General features: G+C 61.7%; 16 protein-coding genes. 3 read left to right on the top strand and 13 right to left on the bottom strand.

All coding sequences use genetic code 11. From position 1 onward, the window contains the following. Positions 1–43: 43 nt before the first annotated feature. Both MESS4_RS25485 and MESS4_RS35060 read left to right on the top strand, forming a co-directional pair. Positions 44–1,426 carry an aspartate aminotransferase family protein gene (locus tag MESS4_RS25485; protein WP_006337224.1) on the top strand — a complete coding sequence of 461 codons (1,383 nt, stop codon included), beginning with the start codon at positions 44–46 and terminating at the stop codon, positions 1,424–1,426. Next, positions 1,423–2,091 carry a nuclear transport factor 2 family protein gene (locus MESS4_RS35060; protein ID WP_006337222.1) on the top strand — a complete coding sequence of 223 codons (669 nt, stop codon included), beginning with the start codon at positions 1,423–1,425 and terminating at the stop codon, positions 2,089–2,091. The genes MESS4_RS25485 and MESS4_RS35060 overlap by 4 nt, the downstream gene beginning before the upstream one ends. A 174-nt stretch (positions 2,092–2,265) precedes the next feature. Here the strand turns inward: MESS4_RS35060 and MESS4_RS25475 are convergent, their stop codons facing one another. The 10 genes from MESS4_RS25475 to MESS4_RS25430 all read right to left on the bottom strand — a co-directional run bounded on the left by MESS4_RS25475 (position 2,266) and on the right by MESS4_RS25430 (position 11,472). Next, entirely contained in the window at positions 2,266–3,459 is a 1,194-nt protein-coding gene (locus tag MESS4_RS25475; RefSeq protein WP_006337221.1) for an ABC transporter substrate-binding protein, read from the bottom strand. Between the two features lie 41 nt (positions 3,460–3,500). Then, entirely contained in the window at positions 3,501–4,592 is a 1,092-nt protein-coding gene (locus tag MESS4_RS25470; RefSeq protein WP_006337220.1) for a branched-chain amino acid ABC transporter permease, read from the bottom strand. Positions 4,593–4,596: 4 nt separating this feature from the next. Further along, positions 4,597–5,502, bottom strand: coding sequence for a branched-chain amino acid ABC transporter permease (locus MESS4_RS25465; protein WP_006337219.1), 906 nt, complete (start codon positions 5,500–5,502; stop codon positions 4,597–4,599). A gap of 1 nt (position 5,503) precedes the next feature. After that, positions 5,504–6,238 (bottom strand): ABC transporter ATP-binding protein, encoded by a 735-nt coding sequence (locus MESS4_RS25460; protein ID WP_006337217.1) that lies wholly within the window; start codon positions 6,236–6,238, stop codon positions 5,504–5,506. Next, on the bottom strand, positions 6,235–6,987 hold the full coding sequence (locus MESS4_RS25455; protein ID WP_006337215.1) for an ABC transporter ATP-binding protein: 753 nt from the start codon (positions 6,985–6,987) through the stop codon (positions 6,235–6,237). The genes MESS4_RS25460 and MESS4_RS25455 overlap by 4 nt, the downstream gene beginning before the upstream one ends. Before the next feature lie 251 nt (positions 6,988–7,238). After that, a complete protein-coding gene (locus MESS4_RS25450; RefSeq protein ID WP_006337212.1) occupies positions 7,239–8,210 on the bottom strand; it encodes a 5-oxoprolinase/urea amidolyase family protein in 972 nt (323 codons plus the stop codon). Further along, positions 8,200–9,075: a carboxyltransferase domain-containing protein gene (locus MESS4_RS25445; protein WP_006337209.1), complete on the bottom strand. Its 876-nt coding sequence runs from the start codon at positions 9,073–9,075 to the stop codon at positions 8,200–8,202. The genes MESS4_RS25450 and MESS4_RS25445 overlap by 11 nt, the downstream gene beginning before the upstream one ends. A gap of 10 nt (positions 9,076–9,085) precedes the next feature. Beyond that, complete coding sequence (locus MESS4_RS25440; RefSeq protein ID WP_006337207.1) at positions 9,086–10,450, bottom strand: acetyl-CoA carboxylase biotin carboxylase subunit; 1,365 nt, start codon at positions 10,448–10,450, stop codon at positions 9,086–9,088. Beyond that, positions 10,450–10,683, bottom strand: a complete 234-nt coding sequence (locus MESS4_RS25435) for an acetyl-CoA carboxylase (RefSeq protein ID WP_006337206.1) — start codon at positions 10,681–10,683, stop codon at positions 10,450–10,452. Before MESS4_RS25435 ends, MESS4_RS25440 begins: the two co-directional genes overlap by 1 nt. A gap of 66 nt (positions 10,684–10,749) precedes the next feature. Further along, a complete protein-coding gene (locus MESS4_RS25430; RefSeq protein WP_006337205.1) occupies positions 10,750–11,472 on the bottom strand; it encodes a LamB/YcsF family protein in 723 nt (240 codons plus the stop codon). A 135-nt stretch (positions 11,473–11,607) separates the two neighbouring features. On the opposite strand from MESS4_RS25430, the gene MESS4_RS25425 reads away from it, so the two are divergent. Next, the gene (locus MESS4_RS25425) at positions 11,608–12,513 is read left to right on the top strand and encodes a LysR family transcriptional regulator (RefSeq protein ID WP_006337204.1); all 906 of its coding nucleotides are present in this window, start codon (positions 11,608–11,610) and stop codon (positions 12,511–12,513) included. An 886-nt stretch (positions 12,514–13,399) separates the two neighbouring features. Here MESS4_RS25425 and MESS4_RS25420 read toward each other — a convergent pair. Genes MESS4_RS25420 through MESS4_RS25410 form a run of 3 tightly spaced genes read right to left on the bottom strand, consistent with a single transcriptional unit; the run spans position 13,400 to position 17,336 of the window. Further along, entirely contained in the window at positions 13,400–15,115 is a 1,716-nt protein-coding gene (locus MESS4_RS25420) for an ABC transporter permease subunit (protein WP_051070921.1), read from the bottom strand. Beyond that, complete coding sequence (locus MESS4_RS25415) at positions 15,108–16,187, bottom strand: ABC transporter ATP-binding protein (RefSeq protein ID WP_006337187.1); 1,080 nt, start codon at positions 16,185–16,187, stop codon at positions 15,108–15,110. Before MESS4_RS25415 ends, MESS4_RS25420 begins: the two co-directional genes overlap by 8 nt. 36 nt (positions 16,188–16,223) lie before the next feature. Then, on the bottom strand, positions 16,224–17,336 hold the full coding sequence (locus MESS4_RS25410; RefSeq protein ID WP_006337184.1) for an extracellular solute-binding protein: 1,113 nt from the start codon (positions 17,334–17,336) through the stop codon (positions 16,224–16,226). Positions 17,337–17,469 lie beyond the last annotated feature (133 nt).

The following is a 17,469-nucleotide window of genomic DNA, read 5'->3' as shown; positions in this document are numbered from 1 at the left end:
AACTCACAACCCGAACCATTTCCACAAGCCGCTGAGGACTTCCATGGAAGCGCTTTCCAACTCTCTCGTCGTCGCCGACATCGCTACCACCATGCACCCCTACACCAACCTGCGTCAGCACGAAAAAACCGGGCCGCTGATCATTAGCCGCGGCGACGGCATCCGTGTGTATGACGAGCGCGGCAAGGAATATATCGAAGGGCTCGCCGGGCTCTGGTCGGTGGCCGTCGGCTTTTCGGAAAAGCGGTTGGCCGACGCTGCCTATCAGCAAATGCTGAAGCTGCCTTACTACCACACCTTCTCCTCCAAGGCGCATGAGCCATCCATCCGGCTCGCGGAGAAACTCGTGGAGATGACGCCGGCAAACCTGACGCGTGTCTTCTTCACGTCGTCGGGCTCGGAAGCCAACGACACCATCGTCAAGATGATGTGGTTCATGAACAACGCGCTGGGCCGGCCCAAAAAGAAGAAATTTCTGGCACGGACCAAGGGCTATCACGGCATCACCGTCGCCTCCGGCAGCCTGACGGGCCTGCCGATCAACCATCGCGACTTCGATCTGCCGGCGATTCCCGTTCGCCACCTGACCTGTCCGCACTTCTATCGTTTCGGCATGGAAAGCGAAGACGAAGCGGCGTTCACGGCGCGTCTGCTCGCCGAGCTGGAAGCGGTGATCGCGGAAGAAGGGGCTGACACCATCGCAGCCTTCATAGGAGAGCCGCTTATGGCAGCTGGCGGCGTTCTGCCACCGCCGGTCGGGTACTGGGAAGGCGTGGAGAAAATCTGCCGGGCAAATGATATCATTCTAATAGCAGATGAGGTGATCTGTGGTTTCGGGCGGCTCGGCACGCCCTTTGGCTGCCAGAAATTCAGCTTCACGCCTGATATCATGACGCTTTCCAAGCAGATCACCTCCTCCTACATGCCGCTGGCCGCGGTGGTGTTCTCGGAGGTGATCTATCAGGCGATCGCCGACAACACCGCAACGATCGGCAATTTCGGCCACGGCTTCACGGCGTCGGGTCATCCGGTCGCCACGGCAGTGGGTCTCGAAAACCTCGCCATCTTCGAGGAGCGGGACTTGATCGGAAACGCGGCCCGCCTTGAGACGTCGTTCCAGGCCGGCATCCGCTCATTCACCGATCACCCGCTTGTCGGCGAAGCGCGGGGCACCGGTCTGATCGGCGCCGTTGAGCTGGTGGCAGACAAGGCGACGAAACGCCCCTTCGCCAAGGTTGGGCGCGCAGGGACTATCGCGGGAGGGATTGGCCAAGAGGAAGGCCTCATCTTCCGCGCCATCGGCGACCAGCTCGCGCTCTGTCCGCCGATGATCTCGACAGAAGACGATGTGAAGGAAATCATGACGCGCATGGGCCGGACGCTTGAGCGCCTGACCGGTGCGGTCGCCAAGGAAGGACTTGAATGACCCGCATGAAAGCCGAACCGGTCGTCCATATCGACGACGAACGCTTTCGGGTCACCGAATGGCGCTTTGCCACCGGGGCCGAGACCGGCTGGCACATCCATGGTCATGACTACGTCATCGTGCCGCTTACGGACGGCAAGCTCGGTCTCGAAGGCCCAGATGGCGCGCAATCGCAAGCCGCGCTCGCCCAAGGGGTGCCCTATTCGCGGCGGACGGGTGTGGCTCATAACGTCATCAATGCCGGCGATGCGCCGCTCGCCTTCCTGGAGGTCGAGGTCGTGGAGGCTGGCGACCTCTCAGCCAGGCGGCTCGCCGTGCTCGACCGGTTCCTCGCGGCCTGGAACGGCCGCGACGTGGGCGCGCTGATGGACTGCATGGCTGAGAATTGTGCTTTCCACGGCTCGGCTGGTCCCGATGCCGAAGGGCGCAAGCATATGGGGCGTGACGCCGTGCGTGTCGCCTATGCAGCACTCTTCGATGCCTTCCCGCAAGCCGTGTGGACCAGGGGACGGCACGTCGTGACGGGCGACACCGGACTGTCATCCTGGCGCTTCGTCGGCACCACGGCAGCGGGGCGGCAAATCGAAGTCGACGGCTGCGATATCTTCGCTTTCTCGGGGGAGCTCATCGCGCGCAAGGATTCCTACCGCAAAGCGCGAGGGTAGCGAAAATCTGAATTCATCGGGCGACAAGGGCGGTCCAAGCGGGGGCGGTCCAAGCGGGCCGCCCTCATTTTTTGCCCAAAGGCAACGTCCTCAAAAGACGAAAGGCCCCGGTCATCCCAACGGGAGCAGGGCCTTTCGCATATGAAGGGCCGAAGTTATCCGGCCCATCTTCCATTACTTGAGCAAGGCTTCCATCGGTACCGGCTCGGAAATCGTCCAGTTGCCTACAACACCCGGTTTGCCGGCCTTGGTCTCGACGATCAGGTAACGCGTCTGGTTCTGGTGATGCAGTTCCGGCGTGAAGGTACGAGGCCCGAACAGCGTCGGCTCATCCTTCATCTTTTCCAGTTCCGCGACGACTTCGTCGGCATTGGTCGTGCCTGCGCGCTCCACCGCCTTGGCCCAGAGGTCGACCATGACGTAACCCGGAAAGACATACTGGCTCGAGGGATCGGCGCCTGTCTTCTCCTTGTACGTGGCATTGAACTTCAGCACGGCCGGATTGGGATCGTCGCCATAGATCGATCCCTGAACGGGGACGTAGAAGTTCGTCAGATCAGGCACAGCCGAGAGCCAATAGCTACCGTCGACGCCCGAGCCGTTCAGGATCATGGAGTTGATGCCCGCGGCGCGAAGCTGCTTGATGGCCGAGACAGCGCCCGGCATCATCGTGCAAAGCATGATGGCATCCGGCTCCTTCGGCAGAGACTTGATGCGGGTGATCTGTGCGGCGATGGAGGCGTCCTCGTTCTTGAAGGTGTCTTCACCGACAAGCTTCGCGCCCTGGGTTTCGAGCTTCGGCATCATCCAGTCGAAGCCGTCGCAGATGCCCTTGTTGTAGGCCGTCCATGTATCGAGCAGACGGTAGAAGTCCTTTGCACCCTTTTCCTTGAATGCCCACTCGGCCATGGTCGCTCCCTGCACGGCCGCCAGCACCGACGCCGAGAAGCTGCGCGGGCCGACGCCCTGGATACCGGCCTTGACCGATTCCGCGCACAGGAAGAAGGAGATATTGCCTGCGTCCTCGGCCGCGAGCGCAGCCGGCGATCCGAAGTCGTAGTCGCAGGAGACGACCACGAGATCCGCGCCCTGGTCGAGCACGGAGAGGCCCGCCTTGGCGCCTTCGGCACGGTCGGACTTGGTGTCGGCCTTGACGACCTCGATCTGCTTTCCAAGCAGACCGCCGGCCGCGTTGATCTCGCCGATGCGGATCATGGCCGCTTCCTGGGCGGGCTTGTCATAGGCTTCCATGAAGCCCGACTCCGCAGTGGCGAACCCGATGACGATAGTCTTGTCATCGGCCAGGGCCGGGTATGCGATGGAAATCGAGGCCAGAGCGGTTGCGACAATTCTCATTTTGTATGTCATGCACGTCTCCTTTTTGCTTTCCGGTCGGCTTGTGCCGCCGGTCACTTGTTGCGGCTGCCGAGGGTTAAGGTGAGCTCGCGCCTGCCCATGAGTCCGGATGGGCGAAGCGCGAGGATCACGATCATGATGACGCCGAGGGCTATTTCCTGAACCCCTTTCGGGAGGGCGAAAGTGGACTCGCCGAGCGATACGCCTGCCTCCAGCCAGCGCAGCGCCTGGATGAGGGCGGACAGCAGGACGACACCCACCACACCCCCCGACAGGCTGCCCATGCCGCCGATGACGAGCATGGAAAGGGTGATGAAGGTGAGACCGAGATAGAAGGTGTCGGGTGTGACCACGCCGATGGAATGAGCCATGAGCGCACCGCCCAGTCCCATGACCGCGCCTGATACGACGAAAGCCACCAGCCTTTCCTTGGGAATGTCGACACCGGAAGCCGCGGCGGCGGTGGGCTCGTCGCGGGCAGCACGAAGGGCCAGGCCGGACCGGGAGATCGCGTGCGCCCAGGCGATGAAGATTGCGACCACGGCGCCGATGAGATATGGCCAGATCACGCGCACGATCGGAATGCCGACGACAGAAGAAGTCGCTCCGGTCACGCTCTCCCAGTTGGAATAAACTGTGTTGATCATGGCGAGCATCGCGAAGGTCGCGATCGACGCTGCGATGCCCGATAGCCGCATCAGCACCCGCCCGAAAACGAGGGCGGCGAGGGCGGCGAATAATGCCGCCAGCACAGCCGATTGCCAGTAAGGCAGACGGGTTTCCAGCAGCCATTCGGGCAGTCCTGGCAGCGAACCGCGCTTCATCATCGGGTTGATGGTGAGCCACGCGGCCGCGTAGGCGCCAAGGCAGGTGAAGCCGATATGCCCGAAGCTGAGAACCCCCGAATTTCCGATAAAGATGTATAGCCCCACGACGAGGATGACACGGACGAACACGTCGATCACCGTCTGGTTGAAGGGCCGCGATCCGGTCATCACCGTGATCAGCGCGATGGCCAGCAGCAGCAGCGAAAGCAGGACCGGCGTCAGGACGGTACGGCGGGCAAGCGCGAAGCGTGCGGGCTTTCGCTCGGCAACTGCGGCACTGGGAACGGTAGAGTTGGCAAGGGAGGCGGCGGCACCCATGAAATCAGACCCTTTCCTTGGTGCCGCGCGCGGCAATAAGCCCTTGCGGGCGGAAGAGGAGAACGAGGATGACCGCTCCATAGACAAAGGCATCGCGGAATGGCCGGGCGTCGATGGGCAGCATGACTTGCATGATCACCGACGCGGCACCTAGCAGGAAGCCGGCGAGCACTGCCCCCCCAAGGCTGCCGAGGCCGCCAATGACGGTGGCGATGAAGGCCATCAACATGATCGAGGCGCCCATCTGGATGTCCAGCGTGCCTGTCTGGATGCCAAAGATCAGCGCAATGGCGGCGGCCAACGCGCCGGAGAGGGCGAACGCGCCCATGATAACCCGGTTCGCACGCACACCCAGCATGCGGGCCATCGAAAAGTTCTCGGCCGCGGCCCGCATCTCCAGGCCGAAGCGGGTTTGACGCAGGAACAGCGTCAGGCCGATCAGGATGACCATCGTGGTGACGATCGTTATGAGCTGGAGGAGGGGAAGCCGGGCACCAAGGATCTCCACCGGTTGGGATAGTTCGGGCAGCAGCGAGATCGATTTCGGTCGACTCGAGAACAGCATGAGCAGGAAGTAGCGAATTACGAAACCGAGCGCGAAGGAGGCGATCATCATGGTTGCCGGATTTGCCTGGCGGAACCGCCTGAAGACGATGATTTCGCACAGCACCGACAGCCCGGCCCCGCAGAGGAGCACGAAGGGCACCAGCAGGTACCATGGCAATTGGCCAGCGAAGACGATGGCCATTGCGTCCGTAGACGGCCACAGCAGTGCGAAGACGCAGAAGGCGATGACGTCGCCATGGGCGAAGTTCACGAGCCGCATGACGCCGAAGATGAGGGCAATGCCGAGCGCCCCGAGCGCGTAGAGCGAACCCAGCGAAAGTGCGTCGAACAGGATCTGGAGCATCTCAATGGTCCTCGTAACCGAAATAAGCAGCCTGGATCGCCTCGCCGTTGCCGAGCTCCCGGGCGTCGCCATCGAGCACGATCTGTCCGCCACGCATCAGGATCATCCGCCCACCCACCATCATCGCCCGGGCCGAGCTCTGCTCAACGATCAGGAGCGTGAGCTGACGCTGAGCGCGCAGCGCGATCAGCCGCTCGTAGACCTGGTCGTTGATGTTGGGGGCGAGGCCCAGCGAAGGCTCGTCGATGGCTACAAGCCGCGGATTGGTCATCAGCGCGCGTCCGATGACCAGCATCTGCTGCTGCCCGCCGGACAGCAATCCGGCCTGTCCGTGCCGCCTCTCTTTCAGCATCGGGAAGGTTGCGTAGACGGCTTCGAGTTCGCCGGCCGCGCGGCTGCGCCAGCCGCGTTCGCGGGCGTGCATGCCAGTGCCGACCAGAAGGTTCTCTTCGGTCGTCAGCGAGCCGAAGACATCGCGCCCCTCCGGCACCATCGAGAATCCGAGCCGGGCGATGTTCTCCGGCGCCTGGCCGGTGATCTCATGGCCCGCAAGGTCGATCCGGCCGCCCGCCACCGGCGTCACACCGGCGATCGCGCGCAGCAGCGAAGACTTCCCGGCCCCGTTCGGGCCGGTGATGAACAGGATTTCTCCCTCGTCCATGGAGAAGGAGACGTCGCGGACCGCCGTGAGACGGCTATAGCGGATCGTGATATCGGAAAGGGCGAGCAGGCTCATTCCATCACCTCCAGCACAGGCAGGTCGGTGTTAGCGGCTGTGCCCATATAGGCGTGGCGCACCTTCTCGCTGTCGCGGATCGCCGCGGGCGGGCCTTCCTCGATGATCGCTCCGGAATCGAGCACGACGATATGCTCGCAGAGGCCGAGCACCAGCCCGACATTGTGCTCGATGAGCAGGACACCGCAGCCGAGATCGCCGGCGATGTGTCTTATCAGGGCCGAAAGCTCCCGCGCCTCCGGCGTGCTCATGCCAGCCGCGGGCTCGTCGAGCAGGATGTATGCGGGCCGTCCCATCAGGGCACGGCCAATGGCGACACGGCGCTCATCCGTATAAGGCAACGTTCCGGCGATGCGGGAGCCCAGCGCGCCGATGCCTATCCAGTCGAGCATCGCTTCGGCTTCGGCGATGGCAGCGCGCCGGCTCATTCCGAGACCAACGCCGGTTACCTCCAGGTTGTCCAGCACAGGCAGGTCGCGGAAGAGCCGCCCACCCTGGAAGGTGCGGGCGATGCCGCGCCGCCGGACCTGATGCGGCTTGAGACCCGTGAGTGCTGCCCCGTCGAGCTTGACGGTGCCTTCCGTCGGAGCCTGGAAGCCCGTCAGCACGTTGACGAGCGTGGTCTTGCCAGCGCCATTCGGGCCGATGAGACCACTGATGCGGCCAGGTGTAATTTGGAGGTCTACCGATGACAGGGCCTTTAGCCCCGCAAACGACACCGAGACGTTCTCCGCGCTCAGATGACTCATGTCCCTTTCCTTCTTTTTGCCGACGGAAAGGCGCGAAGCATCCGGCCTTGCGGCCAGTCACGTTGCCAATGTCTTCCCCTGTCGGTTCCGGCGGTCTCTAACGGACTGCTCGGATGGCCAAATTCACGCCGTTGCCCGGCGTCGTCTTGTCGTTTCGCGCACCGGATTTTGTCTTCCGCCACGCGCGGGTCGGTTTTGACCGACCGATCTCCTCACCTCCGGCTCCTCCGCCGGCATTTTCCCGGCTGACGTCAGCCGGCCAGATACCCTTCAGCACGCGCCAGCGCGGCGCGCTGTTCCGCTCGCGCGGCAAGCGCGTCTTCCAGCGTCACCGGAACGAAGCGCGCCGGGGTGTGCGGCTGGAGCTGGGCGATCAGGTCCATGTCGGCCGATATTACCACACCCAGCATCATGTAGCCGCCACCCGAAACCGCGTCCCGGTGAAGAACGATAGGCTCTGTGCCACTCGGCACCTGGACGGATCCATAAGGGTAGCAGGCATCGACGATGTTCGAGGGGTCGGAGCCTGCGCCGAAAGGCTGCTCGCGCTCAACGAACTCCAGCGGCGTTCCTCCACGGAAGCGATAGCCGATGCGGTCAGCTTCGGGCGCGACCTTCCAGGTTTCCTCAAAGAACCGATTGCCGGCAGCTTCAGTGATCCGATGCCAGTACATGCCGGGAAGCATTCTGAGTTCCGCCGGACTGTTCCGCGCGCGGCGCAGATTTGCAGGCAGCGAAAGACCGGCCTTGCCGGAACCTTCGCCGACGGGAAGCTCATCGCCCGCCTTCAGCGCGCGGCCCTGATGGCCGCCGAGTGCGCCCAGGATATAAGTCGAGCGCGAGCCGAGAACCACGGGTACGTCGATGCCGCCGGAGATGGCCAAATAAGCGCGCGCGCCGCCCTTGAGGAAGCCAAAGGAAAGCCGGTCACCCGCCTTCACCGAAAAGCTTTCCCAGGTCGGCCGTTCCTCGCCATTAAGTTTGGGTGGAAGCTCTCCACCGGTGACGGCGATGACTGCTGATTGGGTGAATTCGAGTTCGGGCCCCATGAAGGTGGCTTCGAGCACCGCAGCACCCGGATCGTTGCCGACAAGCAGGTTTGCGATGCGTGTGGCAAAGCGGTCCATGCCGCCGCCTTCGGGAATGCCGACATGATAGTGGCCTGGTCGGCCAAGGTCCTGCACGGAAGTGGAGAGGCCGGGAGAGATTACCTTAACGGCCATTGATAAGCTCCATCAGCTTTGCATTGGTGCCGTAAATATCGCCGTTGAAGTCCGTCAGGCTGAAGGTGCACTGGCGAACCGTCGGCTGCCACCGATTGGCTTCGATTTCCTCGAGCGTGGCGTCGTAATCATCGCGGCCAATGGCCTTGAACTTCACGATGTCGCCTGGCTTGAACAGGCACATATCATCGGAGAGGTAGCGCACCTTCCTGGTAGGGTCGTAGATCGGAGCCGGGGTTATGCCATACATCTGGTAGCCGCCGGCGCCGCGCACCGAATAGATCGCCGCAAAGCAGCCGCCATGGCCGATGGTGAGCTTGGGAGTGTCAGTGCGTGGACGCAAATATTTCGGCGCCTGAATCTGTTTCTTGCGCTCAACCATCTGGTACAGGAAGGGCAGTCCGGCGACGAAGCCGACCATGGATACGAACCAGGGCTGGCCGGAATAGGCCGCGATAAACTCTTCTACCGTGGCGTAGCCGCTGATGCGTGCCGAATATTCAAGATCGGTGGAGGACGGGTCCTGATGGCGCTCGCGGAAGCGCAAGCAGGTTTCACGCGTCCATGGATCCTGGAAATAAACCGGCAGTTCGATGATCCGGGTCTTCAGCACCGGGTCTGCCTTTGAGGCCGCCTCTTCCATCGACTTCAGTTCGCTGAGCAAATCCTGCGGCTTGACGATGTCGGGGTTGAAGCGAATCTGGAAGCTGGCGTTGGCTGGGCATATCTCGGTGACGCCTAGGATGCCTGCCGTACGGACCGCGTTGGTCATCGAAAGGCCGGTAAAGAACGAGGTGAGCGACATTTCCTCGGACACCTCGCCGAAGATATGTTCGTCACCGCCGAAGTTGAATCGTATCGACATCGGTCCTCCCTTAGCCCGCCAACGCTGCGGCGTTTTCGCTGAGCCAGCCTTCCAGCCAGCGGGTATGCACGTCTCCTGCCCGCACCGCAGGATCGGCGGCCAGCGCAAGAAACAGCGGCTTGGTGGTCTTCAGCCCGCCGATCTTCAACTCGTGAAGCGCGCGGATCAGGCGGACTATCGCCGCCTCGCGCGTCTCTCCATGCACGATCAGCTTGGCAAGCAGCGAGTCATAAAAGGGTGGCACCTGATAGCCTTGGTAGAGCATGGAATCGAAGCGTACGCCCGGACCGCCGGGAATGCGAAGCTCGGCCACCTGCCCGGGAAAGGGCGCAAACTCCTTCGCCGGGTCTTCGGCATTGAGCCGTACTTCGATCGCATGCCCTTTGACGGAGACATCGCCCTGCCGAATCCGCAGCTTCTCGCCGCCGGCGATGCGAAGCATCTCTGCAACGAGGTCGATGCCGGTGATCGCCTCGGTGACCGGGTGCTCAACCTGAATGCGGGTATTCATCTCGATGAAGTAAAAGCGGTCGGCTTCATGGTCATAGAGATACTCTACAGTGCCGGCACCAGAGTATTTGACCGCCTTGGCCAAAGCGACCGCCGAAGCGCAGAGCTCCTCGCGCAGCCCGTCGGAAAGTGCGCGTGATGGCGCTTCCTCCCAAACCTTCTGGCGTCGCCGCTGCAGCGAGCACTCCCGCTCGTAGCAGTGGATGGCATCGCTTCCGTCTGCCAGTACCTGCACTTCGATATGGCGGGCCTTGCCGATCACCTTTTCCATGTAGAGACCACCGTCGCCAAAGGCGGCGAGAGCTTCTGCTTCGGCCTGCGGAAAGGCTTGCTCGAATTCGGCGAGCGAGTTCGCAATGCGGATGCCCCGCCCGCCGCCGCCTGCCGCTGCCTTGATCATCACTGGAAAACCGGTTTCGGTCAGCACCTCGCGGCCAGCCTTGAGGCCCTCGACCCGGCCCGCCGAGCCTGGCACCACAGGGACACCTGCAGCGGCAGCGGCCGATCGCGCCGAGACCTTGTCTCCCATCAGCCGGATCGCATCTCCCGACGGGCCGACGAAGACCAATCCAGCGCCTGTGACCGCGTCGGAAAACGCGGCATTCTCGGCAAGGAAGCCATAGCCAGGATGCACGCTGTCGCAGCCGGTGTCGCGGGCAGCCTTCAGAAGCGCTTCGACGTTGAGATAGGACTTCTTTGCTGCGGGTGGGCCGATGTTGACCGCTTCGTCCGCAAGCTGGACGTGGAGCGACTCGGCGTCCGCGGCTGAGTACACCGCCACAGTGGCGATCCCCAGATCTTGTGCGGCCCGGATGATCCTGACCGCTATCTCGCCCCGGTTGGCAACCAGAAGCTTTTTCAGCATCAGTCGAGATCCGCAAGAGGTGCGCCGGCCATGATGGGGTCCTCATTGTCGGCAATAAAGCGGATGTTCGTACCGGCCGTCTCGGCCCTCACTTCGTGGAACGACTTCATCACTTCGATGAGACCGATTACATCTCCGGCGGAAACCGCGTCGCCATCCGCCTTGTAGGGCGGCTGGTCTGGCGAAGCGCTCCGATAGAAAGTGCCGGGAAGAGGAGAAAGAATCTGGGCCATAAAAAGCTCCGGAAAACTGCAGACGGACTAATTTGGAACCGCCTGTGCGGGCGGTTTCGGTCGACTTCAGTGCCAAGGGGCGATTGCGGTGCGCACGGCCCTGGCTATTTCGATGGCGTTCGGCGTATCGGAATGCACGCAGATGGTTTCGCAGCGTACGGGGAAGAAACTGCCGTCCTCTGCCGTTCCCTCGCCCTCGCTGATGGCGCGCACGCAACGCTCGGCCATCTCTGCGGGGTCCTTGGCGTCATGAACGCGTGTCAGGATCAGCTTGCCGGAGGCATCGTAGTCGAGATCGGCATAGAACTCGGCGACGAATGGGATACCGCGCTCTTGATAGATCTTCTCGTGCAGGGTGCCCGTCATGCCGAAGAGGGGTACGCCGAAAACCTCTGCCGCGTCGCACACGCCATGGGCGACTGCCTCCTGCTGCATGGCCATGAAGTAAAGGCTGCCATGCGGCTTGATATGGTGGAGTTCCACACCCTCGGCCTTGAGGAAGCCGGCAAGCGCTCCCACCTGGTAAATAATGGTGTTTCTGACTTCGTCGCGGGTCATCCGCATCTCGCGCCGGCCGAAACCCTGAATGTCCGGCAAGCCTGGATGGGCGCCGATCTTTACGCCACTCGCCTTGGCGCTGCGGACGGCGGCGTGCATGTGATCGGGATCGGAAGCGTGAAACCCACAGGCGACATTCGCGACGTCGATGATCGGCATCATGCCCACATCATCGCCAACCTTATAAAGGCCAAAGCTTTCGCCCATGTCACAGTTTAGCGTCACCGCCACCGCATTGTTACCCCTCGAAGCTGCCGTCTTTGCGGCGTTGCAGCATTTTTTGCGCATGCGGGGGCATTTGTGAAATAGTAGTTTATTGATTGTGATATCAAAAAAACAGATAAAGGTTCTGGGCCGGAGTGCACCATGACCATCACCTTGAAACAGCTCGATTATTTCATCGCGACCGCCGAGAGCGGACAGGTCAGTCATGCCGCGGTGGAACTCAACATCTCACAATCGGCGGTCACCGCGGCGATAAAGACGCTGGAGGCTGACCTGGGTGTACGGCTTTTGGAGCGTAACCACGCTGGCGTAAGGTTGACGATGGAGGGGGCGCGGTTTCTTGAGCATGCGCGTGTTATCACCGGGGCCGTCGCAGCCGCTGTCCGAAGCCCGTTGCGCGATAGGAAAGGCCTAGCGGGCAAGCTGCGGCTGGGCATGACCTACACGGTCGTCGGCTACTACATGTCGCGCCACTACGCGCGGTTCCGAAAGACCTATCCCCAGATCGAGGTCGAGGTGCTGGAACTTCCCCGGGACGCTCTCGAAATCGGCTTGATGTGCGGGGAGATCGACATGGCGGTGATGCTGGTGTCCAACCTGGCGCACACCGAGGAATTGGCGCAGGAGGTCTTGATGCGGTCGAACCGCCGGCTCTGGCTTTCGGCCGATCATCATCTGCTCGCGCGGCAGGAAATCAGCCTGGCCGATGTGGCGGCGGAAGATTATGTCATGCTGACGGTGGACGAGGCACGCACGACTGCCGCCCGTTACTGGGATGCCGCGGGGCTTTCGCTCCGCGCAGTCCTTACCACCAGTTCGGTCGAGGCCGTGCGGTCGCTCGTGGCTGCCGGCATGGGCGTCACTGTCCTGTCAGACATGGTCTACCGACCATGGTCCTTGGAGGGGCAGCGCATCGAAGTGCGCGGGCTTGTCGAGCCGATCCCCAGTATGGATGTCGGCCTGGCTTGGTCGCGTGACAGACAAATCGACCCGGCGGCGGCGGCCTTCCGGGCCTTTATGTCCGTGACCATGGGCGGCGGCGGCTAACCGCCGGCCCGTCAGACAGGCGCTTTACCTTAGGCTCGCTGGTTGAACAGCGGGTAGCCTACAAGCACGGAGCGTGCCGCAAGCGTTGCCATAGCCGCCTGAGCAGGTCGCCCGGAATGAAAGCAAGCGACCCATAGGCCACGGCAGGGCTTGCCAACACCCTCGGCACGCGCGCCATAGGAGCCGGCACGACCCTCGGCCCGAATATGACCTGGGCTACATCGCTGCCGAGACGATCCTGCATCAAAACCGATCATCGCGGAACCATACGGAACGACACGGGAAGATTTTTGAATTTGGCCCGCGAAAAAGCCAATGAAATCAATACCCATAGGATATCCTCCGGGCCTACCATAACCATTATTTATCAATAGGTTAGCTGTCATTTTTTGTCCGGCTAGCCAAGTCAAAGCAGGCGAACCATCATGCATCGCGTTGATTTCATTGATTTATGGTGGGCTCCCGAGGACTGGCGTGAAAGGAATATCTGTCAGACACGCTCTTTCGACCGGTTCCAGACAGTCACGTGGTGGCCTGCCTTGGCCAGTGCCTTCGCGACCGCTGTCCCCATACTGCCAACGCCAAGCACGGCAACGCGGTGGCTGGTTGTCTGCGACGTCTGCATATGACTGCTCCCAGTGATCATGTCAGAGGCCAATCGAAAGCCGGCCCCATCTTGAAGTTGGCAAACTCCGTGCCAAGCTGCGAATATGCGAAAGTTGCAACGATGTCCTAGGTTGCCGATAAGAACCGTGATCGCTACCAAACGCGCATTGCGTCTTCGGCCCTGCAAGATCCCTATCGGGCATGACGGGGATGGCTTGATTCTGGGCGGCAAGCCGTAAGCTTCTCGTCGGATCGAACGACCATTCGGCCGGGTGCCAAGTCAATCGATCGCGCGGCGTCGCGAGATGAATTGCCCGATCAACACCGTCGAGAGCGCGAACAGCCCAAGCAGAGTGAACACCGCGTTGACCGACGGGGTGAAGCCGAACCGCATCTGATTGAAGACCCAGATCGGCAGTGTCTGTGACGGCCCTGCCAGAAATAGCGTCACCATCACTTCGTCCGCCGACAGCGTCACGCCGAGCAGCATGCCGCCGATTGCCGCGCCGCGTATGAGTGGCAGCACGACGTGCACGAAGCTCTGCAAGCGGCTCGCGCCGAGATCGAGAGAGGCTTCGAGCAGCGAGGGATCAAGGCGCCGGAGCCGAGTCAGCACCAGAAGCATGGTGATGGGCATGATGAAGCTTGCCTGGCCAATGACGATTCGCGCCAGTCCCGGCGGAACACCCACGATCTCCGTTCCAAGCACCATGACGATGCCGAGGACGACCGAAGGCATGGCAAGCGGCAGGGTCAGCAGGAGCTCGATGGCGCGAGAATAGAGTAAGTTGCGATAGTGGAGGATCAGCGCGAAAGATGTTCCGACGATGCTGGAAACGAGAACGACGCAGACGGCGACCACCAGCGAGCGTTGCGCGGCTGCTATCAATCCCGAATTGCCCGCGAGTTCGGCATACCATTTGAATGTCAGGCGCTGCAGCGGGAAGGCCTGCAAGGTAGAATCGTTGAACGAGAACACGACCATCAGCAGCAGGGGTGCGTAGAGGAAGGCGACGACCACGCCGTAGAGGATGGAGCCGCCGATGAAGCCGAGGCGCGGCCTCGCACCTGGCGGCGGCCCACCCGAAGGCGTCTCGTCTCCGGAGAAGACCCCCCGCTGCGGGCACGACCACAATGCCACGCCAACGACCACCGATACGGCCACGATGAGCGCGATCGACAGGGCCGCTCCGAAAGGCCAGTTGCTGGCGATGCCGAATTGCGAGGAGATCAACACGCCAAGCGTGGTTCCGTTGATCCCGCCGACCATGGACGGCGTCACATAGTCGCCGACGGTCACCAGAAAGGCGAGGCTGAAGCCGATGGCCAGACTGCGCCGGGTGAGCGGCCAGATCACGTGACAGAAGGTCTGGACCGTCGTCGCACCCAGATCCTGCGAGGCTTCGATCAGCGATTGCGGGATCTTCTCGAACGCATTGAGCGTTGAAACGAAGATGAACGGGATGGATATGTAGGCGAACGTCAGCACCACCGACGAGCCCGTGTATAGGAATGCCGAAGATGGGGTATCCAGGATTCCACTCGACACGAGCGAGGAGTTCAGCACCCCGTTCTGGCCCAGGATGAGCCGCCAGGAAAACACCCTCATCAGCAGGCTGATCCACAGGGGGACGAGCACCAGCACGGTTAGGATGGAGCGGTTGTTTCGCACCGCCCGGCCGACGAAACAGGCCATGGGATAAGCTGCCAGCGCGCCGAGGAACGCCCCCAGCAGGCTGAACTGGAGCGTTTTCCAAAGCAGGCGCCAGAACCCGGCCGAGTGCCACAGGCGCACGTAGTTGCCCAAGGTCGGCTCGAACTTGATGCGCCCTTCCGCGACTGACAGGAAACTCGTCCCGATCAGCAAGAGGTTCGGGATCAACACGACCAGTGCCAGCCATGCGTATACCGGCACCTGTGGCAGGTCGATACGGAACCTGAAGCGCGCGGGCACGGCTGGTGTGGCGAACAGTGCCATGTCGGCCGATCTAGACATGAAAGACGCTTGCGTCTGCGAGATCGAGGCCGATGGAGACGGCCTGGCCGGCAACGATGCTGTCGGCACGGCCGGCCGGCAAGCTGCCCATGATCCGCAAGTCGCCACAACGCATGTCGACCTCGATGTTGGTGCCGAGAAAAAGCACGTTCTCTACGATACCCGAAAGCCTGCTCGTCCCTGAGTTCTCCTTGGCGGGGTAGATGTGGACGTTGTCATAACGCACGGCCACACGTGCCTTGCCAGACTTGTCGCCGCGCATTTCCGGAAACGTCACCCCGCCGATCGATCCGACATAGGATCCGTGATCGGCGGTGAACTCTACCGGCAACATGTTGGAATTGCCGACAAACTCGGCCACAAACTCGGACCTCGGCTTGAAATAGAGGTCTTGGGGTCTTCCTAGCTGCGCGATCCGGCCCTCGCGCATAACCAGGACCCGGTCGGACATCGAAAGCGCTTCGCCCTGGTCGTGCGTCACATAGACGAAAGCTATGCCGAGCTCCTTCTGCAGTGAAACAAGCGTATGCTGCATCTGCTGACGCAGACGCAGGTCGAGCGCGCCGAGCGGTTCGTCGAGAAGCAGCAATTGCGGCCTGGAGACGACGGCACGGGCGAGTGCGGCGCGCTGCCTCTGACCACCGGAAAGCAGATGCGGCAAGCGGCCGGCCAGCGGTTCCATGGCGACGAGTTCCAGCGCCTCCGCGGCCTTCCTTGTCCGCTCGAGCTTACCCATGCCGGACATTCGCAATGGATACTGAACGTTCTCACCGATCGTCAGATGCGGGAACAAGGCATAGCTCTGGAACACCGTGCGAAGGTCGCGACGGTTCGGTGGCAGATGCGTGACATCGCCCCCGGCCATTACTACGCGACCCTCATCCGGCTTCTCGAAGCCCGCGATTGTCCTCAGGATCGTCGTCTTTCCGGAGCCGCTTGGACCGAGGATCGAGAAGAACTCGCCCGCGGCCACCTCGAATGACACTCTGTCGAGCGCCCGTTTGGTGTTGCCCGGATAGGTCTTGGCGACATTCTCCAGGCTAAGCACGTAGCTTCCGACTGCTTGCTGCATCGCAGTGGCTCCGGTTCTGGTTGCCTGCCGCAAGGTTCAGAGAATACCTGATTTGAAATCGTTCCAGATCTGCAGGCGACGCTCCAGGTCCTCCGGCTTCTGGAAGACGACGAGCTTGTCCCAAAAACCGGAGGCCGCGGAGTCGATGATGTTGGTGATCTTCAATGCATCCTCGCTCATTCCGGCCGCACGTGCGGATTCCGCGCTGAGCACGCCGTTGTTGGTCGACTTGGTGATGAAGCGCGATTGCCACTGGGTGCTGAGATTGTCGTTCATGAATTTGTAGACGATTGGCCGGTCGCCCTGCGGCGAGATCGTGGCGCAGTCGATCCAGGTAGGTGTCCCTTCCTTCGGCAGCGCGTATTTGAAGTTCTTGCCCTTGGCCTGCAGGGATGTGACCACGGCAACGTTCTGGCAGTAACCGATTACAGCCTCACCTGCCGCATAGATGGTCGCGGCGTCGTCGAAGCCGCGGGCAATGACCCGGATCTGGCCATGGAGGGCTCGCAGCGCGTCCGTGCACTTGCCGAATTCCTCTTCAGTCAGGTTGAAGGGATCCTTGGCTCCGATATAGAGCGCGATCATCGGAAAGGTGATCGTGCAGTCGTCGAACATGTTTACCTGGCCCTTGTACTTCTCGTTCCAGAGCGTCGCCCATGTATTGCTCTCGGCCTCGGTGACGACGTCGGCATTGTACATCAGGGGCTGCGTGCCCCAGTTGTATGGCACGCCAACCGTCTCGCCATCGACCTTCGTGAAGTCCTTCCATGGCAGATGGGGAGATATGTTGGACGCGTTCGGCAGTTTGGAGATGTCGACCGCCTTGATCAGTCCGGCTTGCTTGAAGCGCGACAGCGAGCCTGTTTCGACATAGAGGATGTCCGGCTGGACCGCGCCCGAGAATGGCTGCGAGAAGAGTTCGTCCACGGAGCCGATGCGTACGGCACGCACTTCGGTGTCGTTGGCGCGGCCCCATTCCTGGATCCAGTCGTCGTCGTGATATGTTTCCCAGGTCAGCAGCAATATCTGCTCGGCAGCATTCGCCGGGCGTATGATGTTCGGCGCAAAAAGCGAACCGGCGATCGCCGCGCCACCGGCTTTGAGGACAGTGCGACGGCTGACAGCGGCTTCATTCAGAAGTTTTTTCATGCCCAGGTCCTTTCCCATGTTTGTGCCAGGAATGGAGCAAACGCCGTGCCAGAATTTCGTCGCGACGCCGAAGGACTGTCGCCGAGAGTTTGAACAACCACAAGCCATTGATTCCATAGGCTGTTGCTTCAGG

Origin of the sequence: Mesorhizobium sp. STM 4661, from assembly GCF_000359125.1 — a bacterium.
Lineage (GTDB): Bacteria > Pseudomonadota > Alphaproteobacteria > Rhizobiales > Rhizobiaceae > Mesorhizobium.
This window is presented reverse-complemented; position numbering and strand designations above follow the sequence as displayed.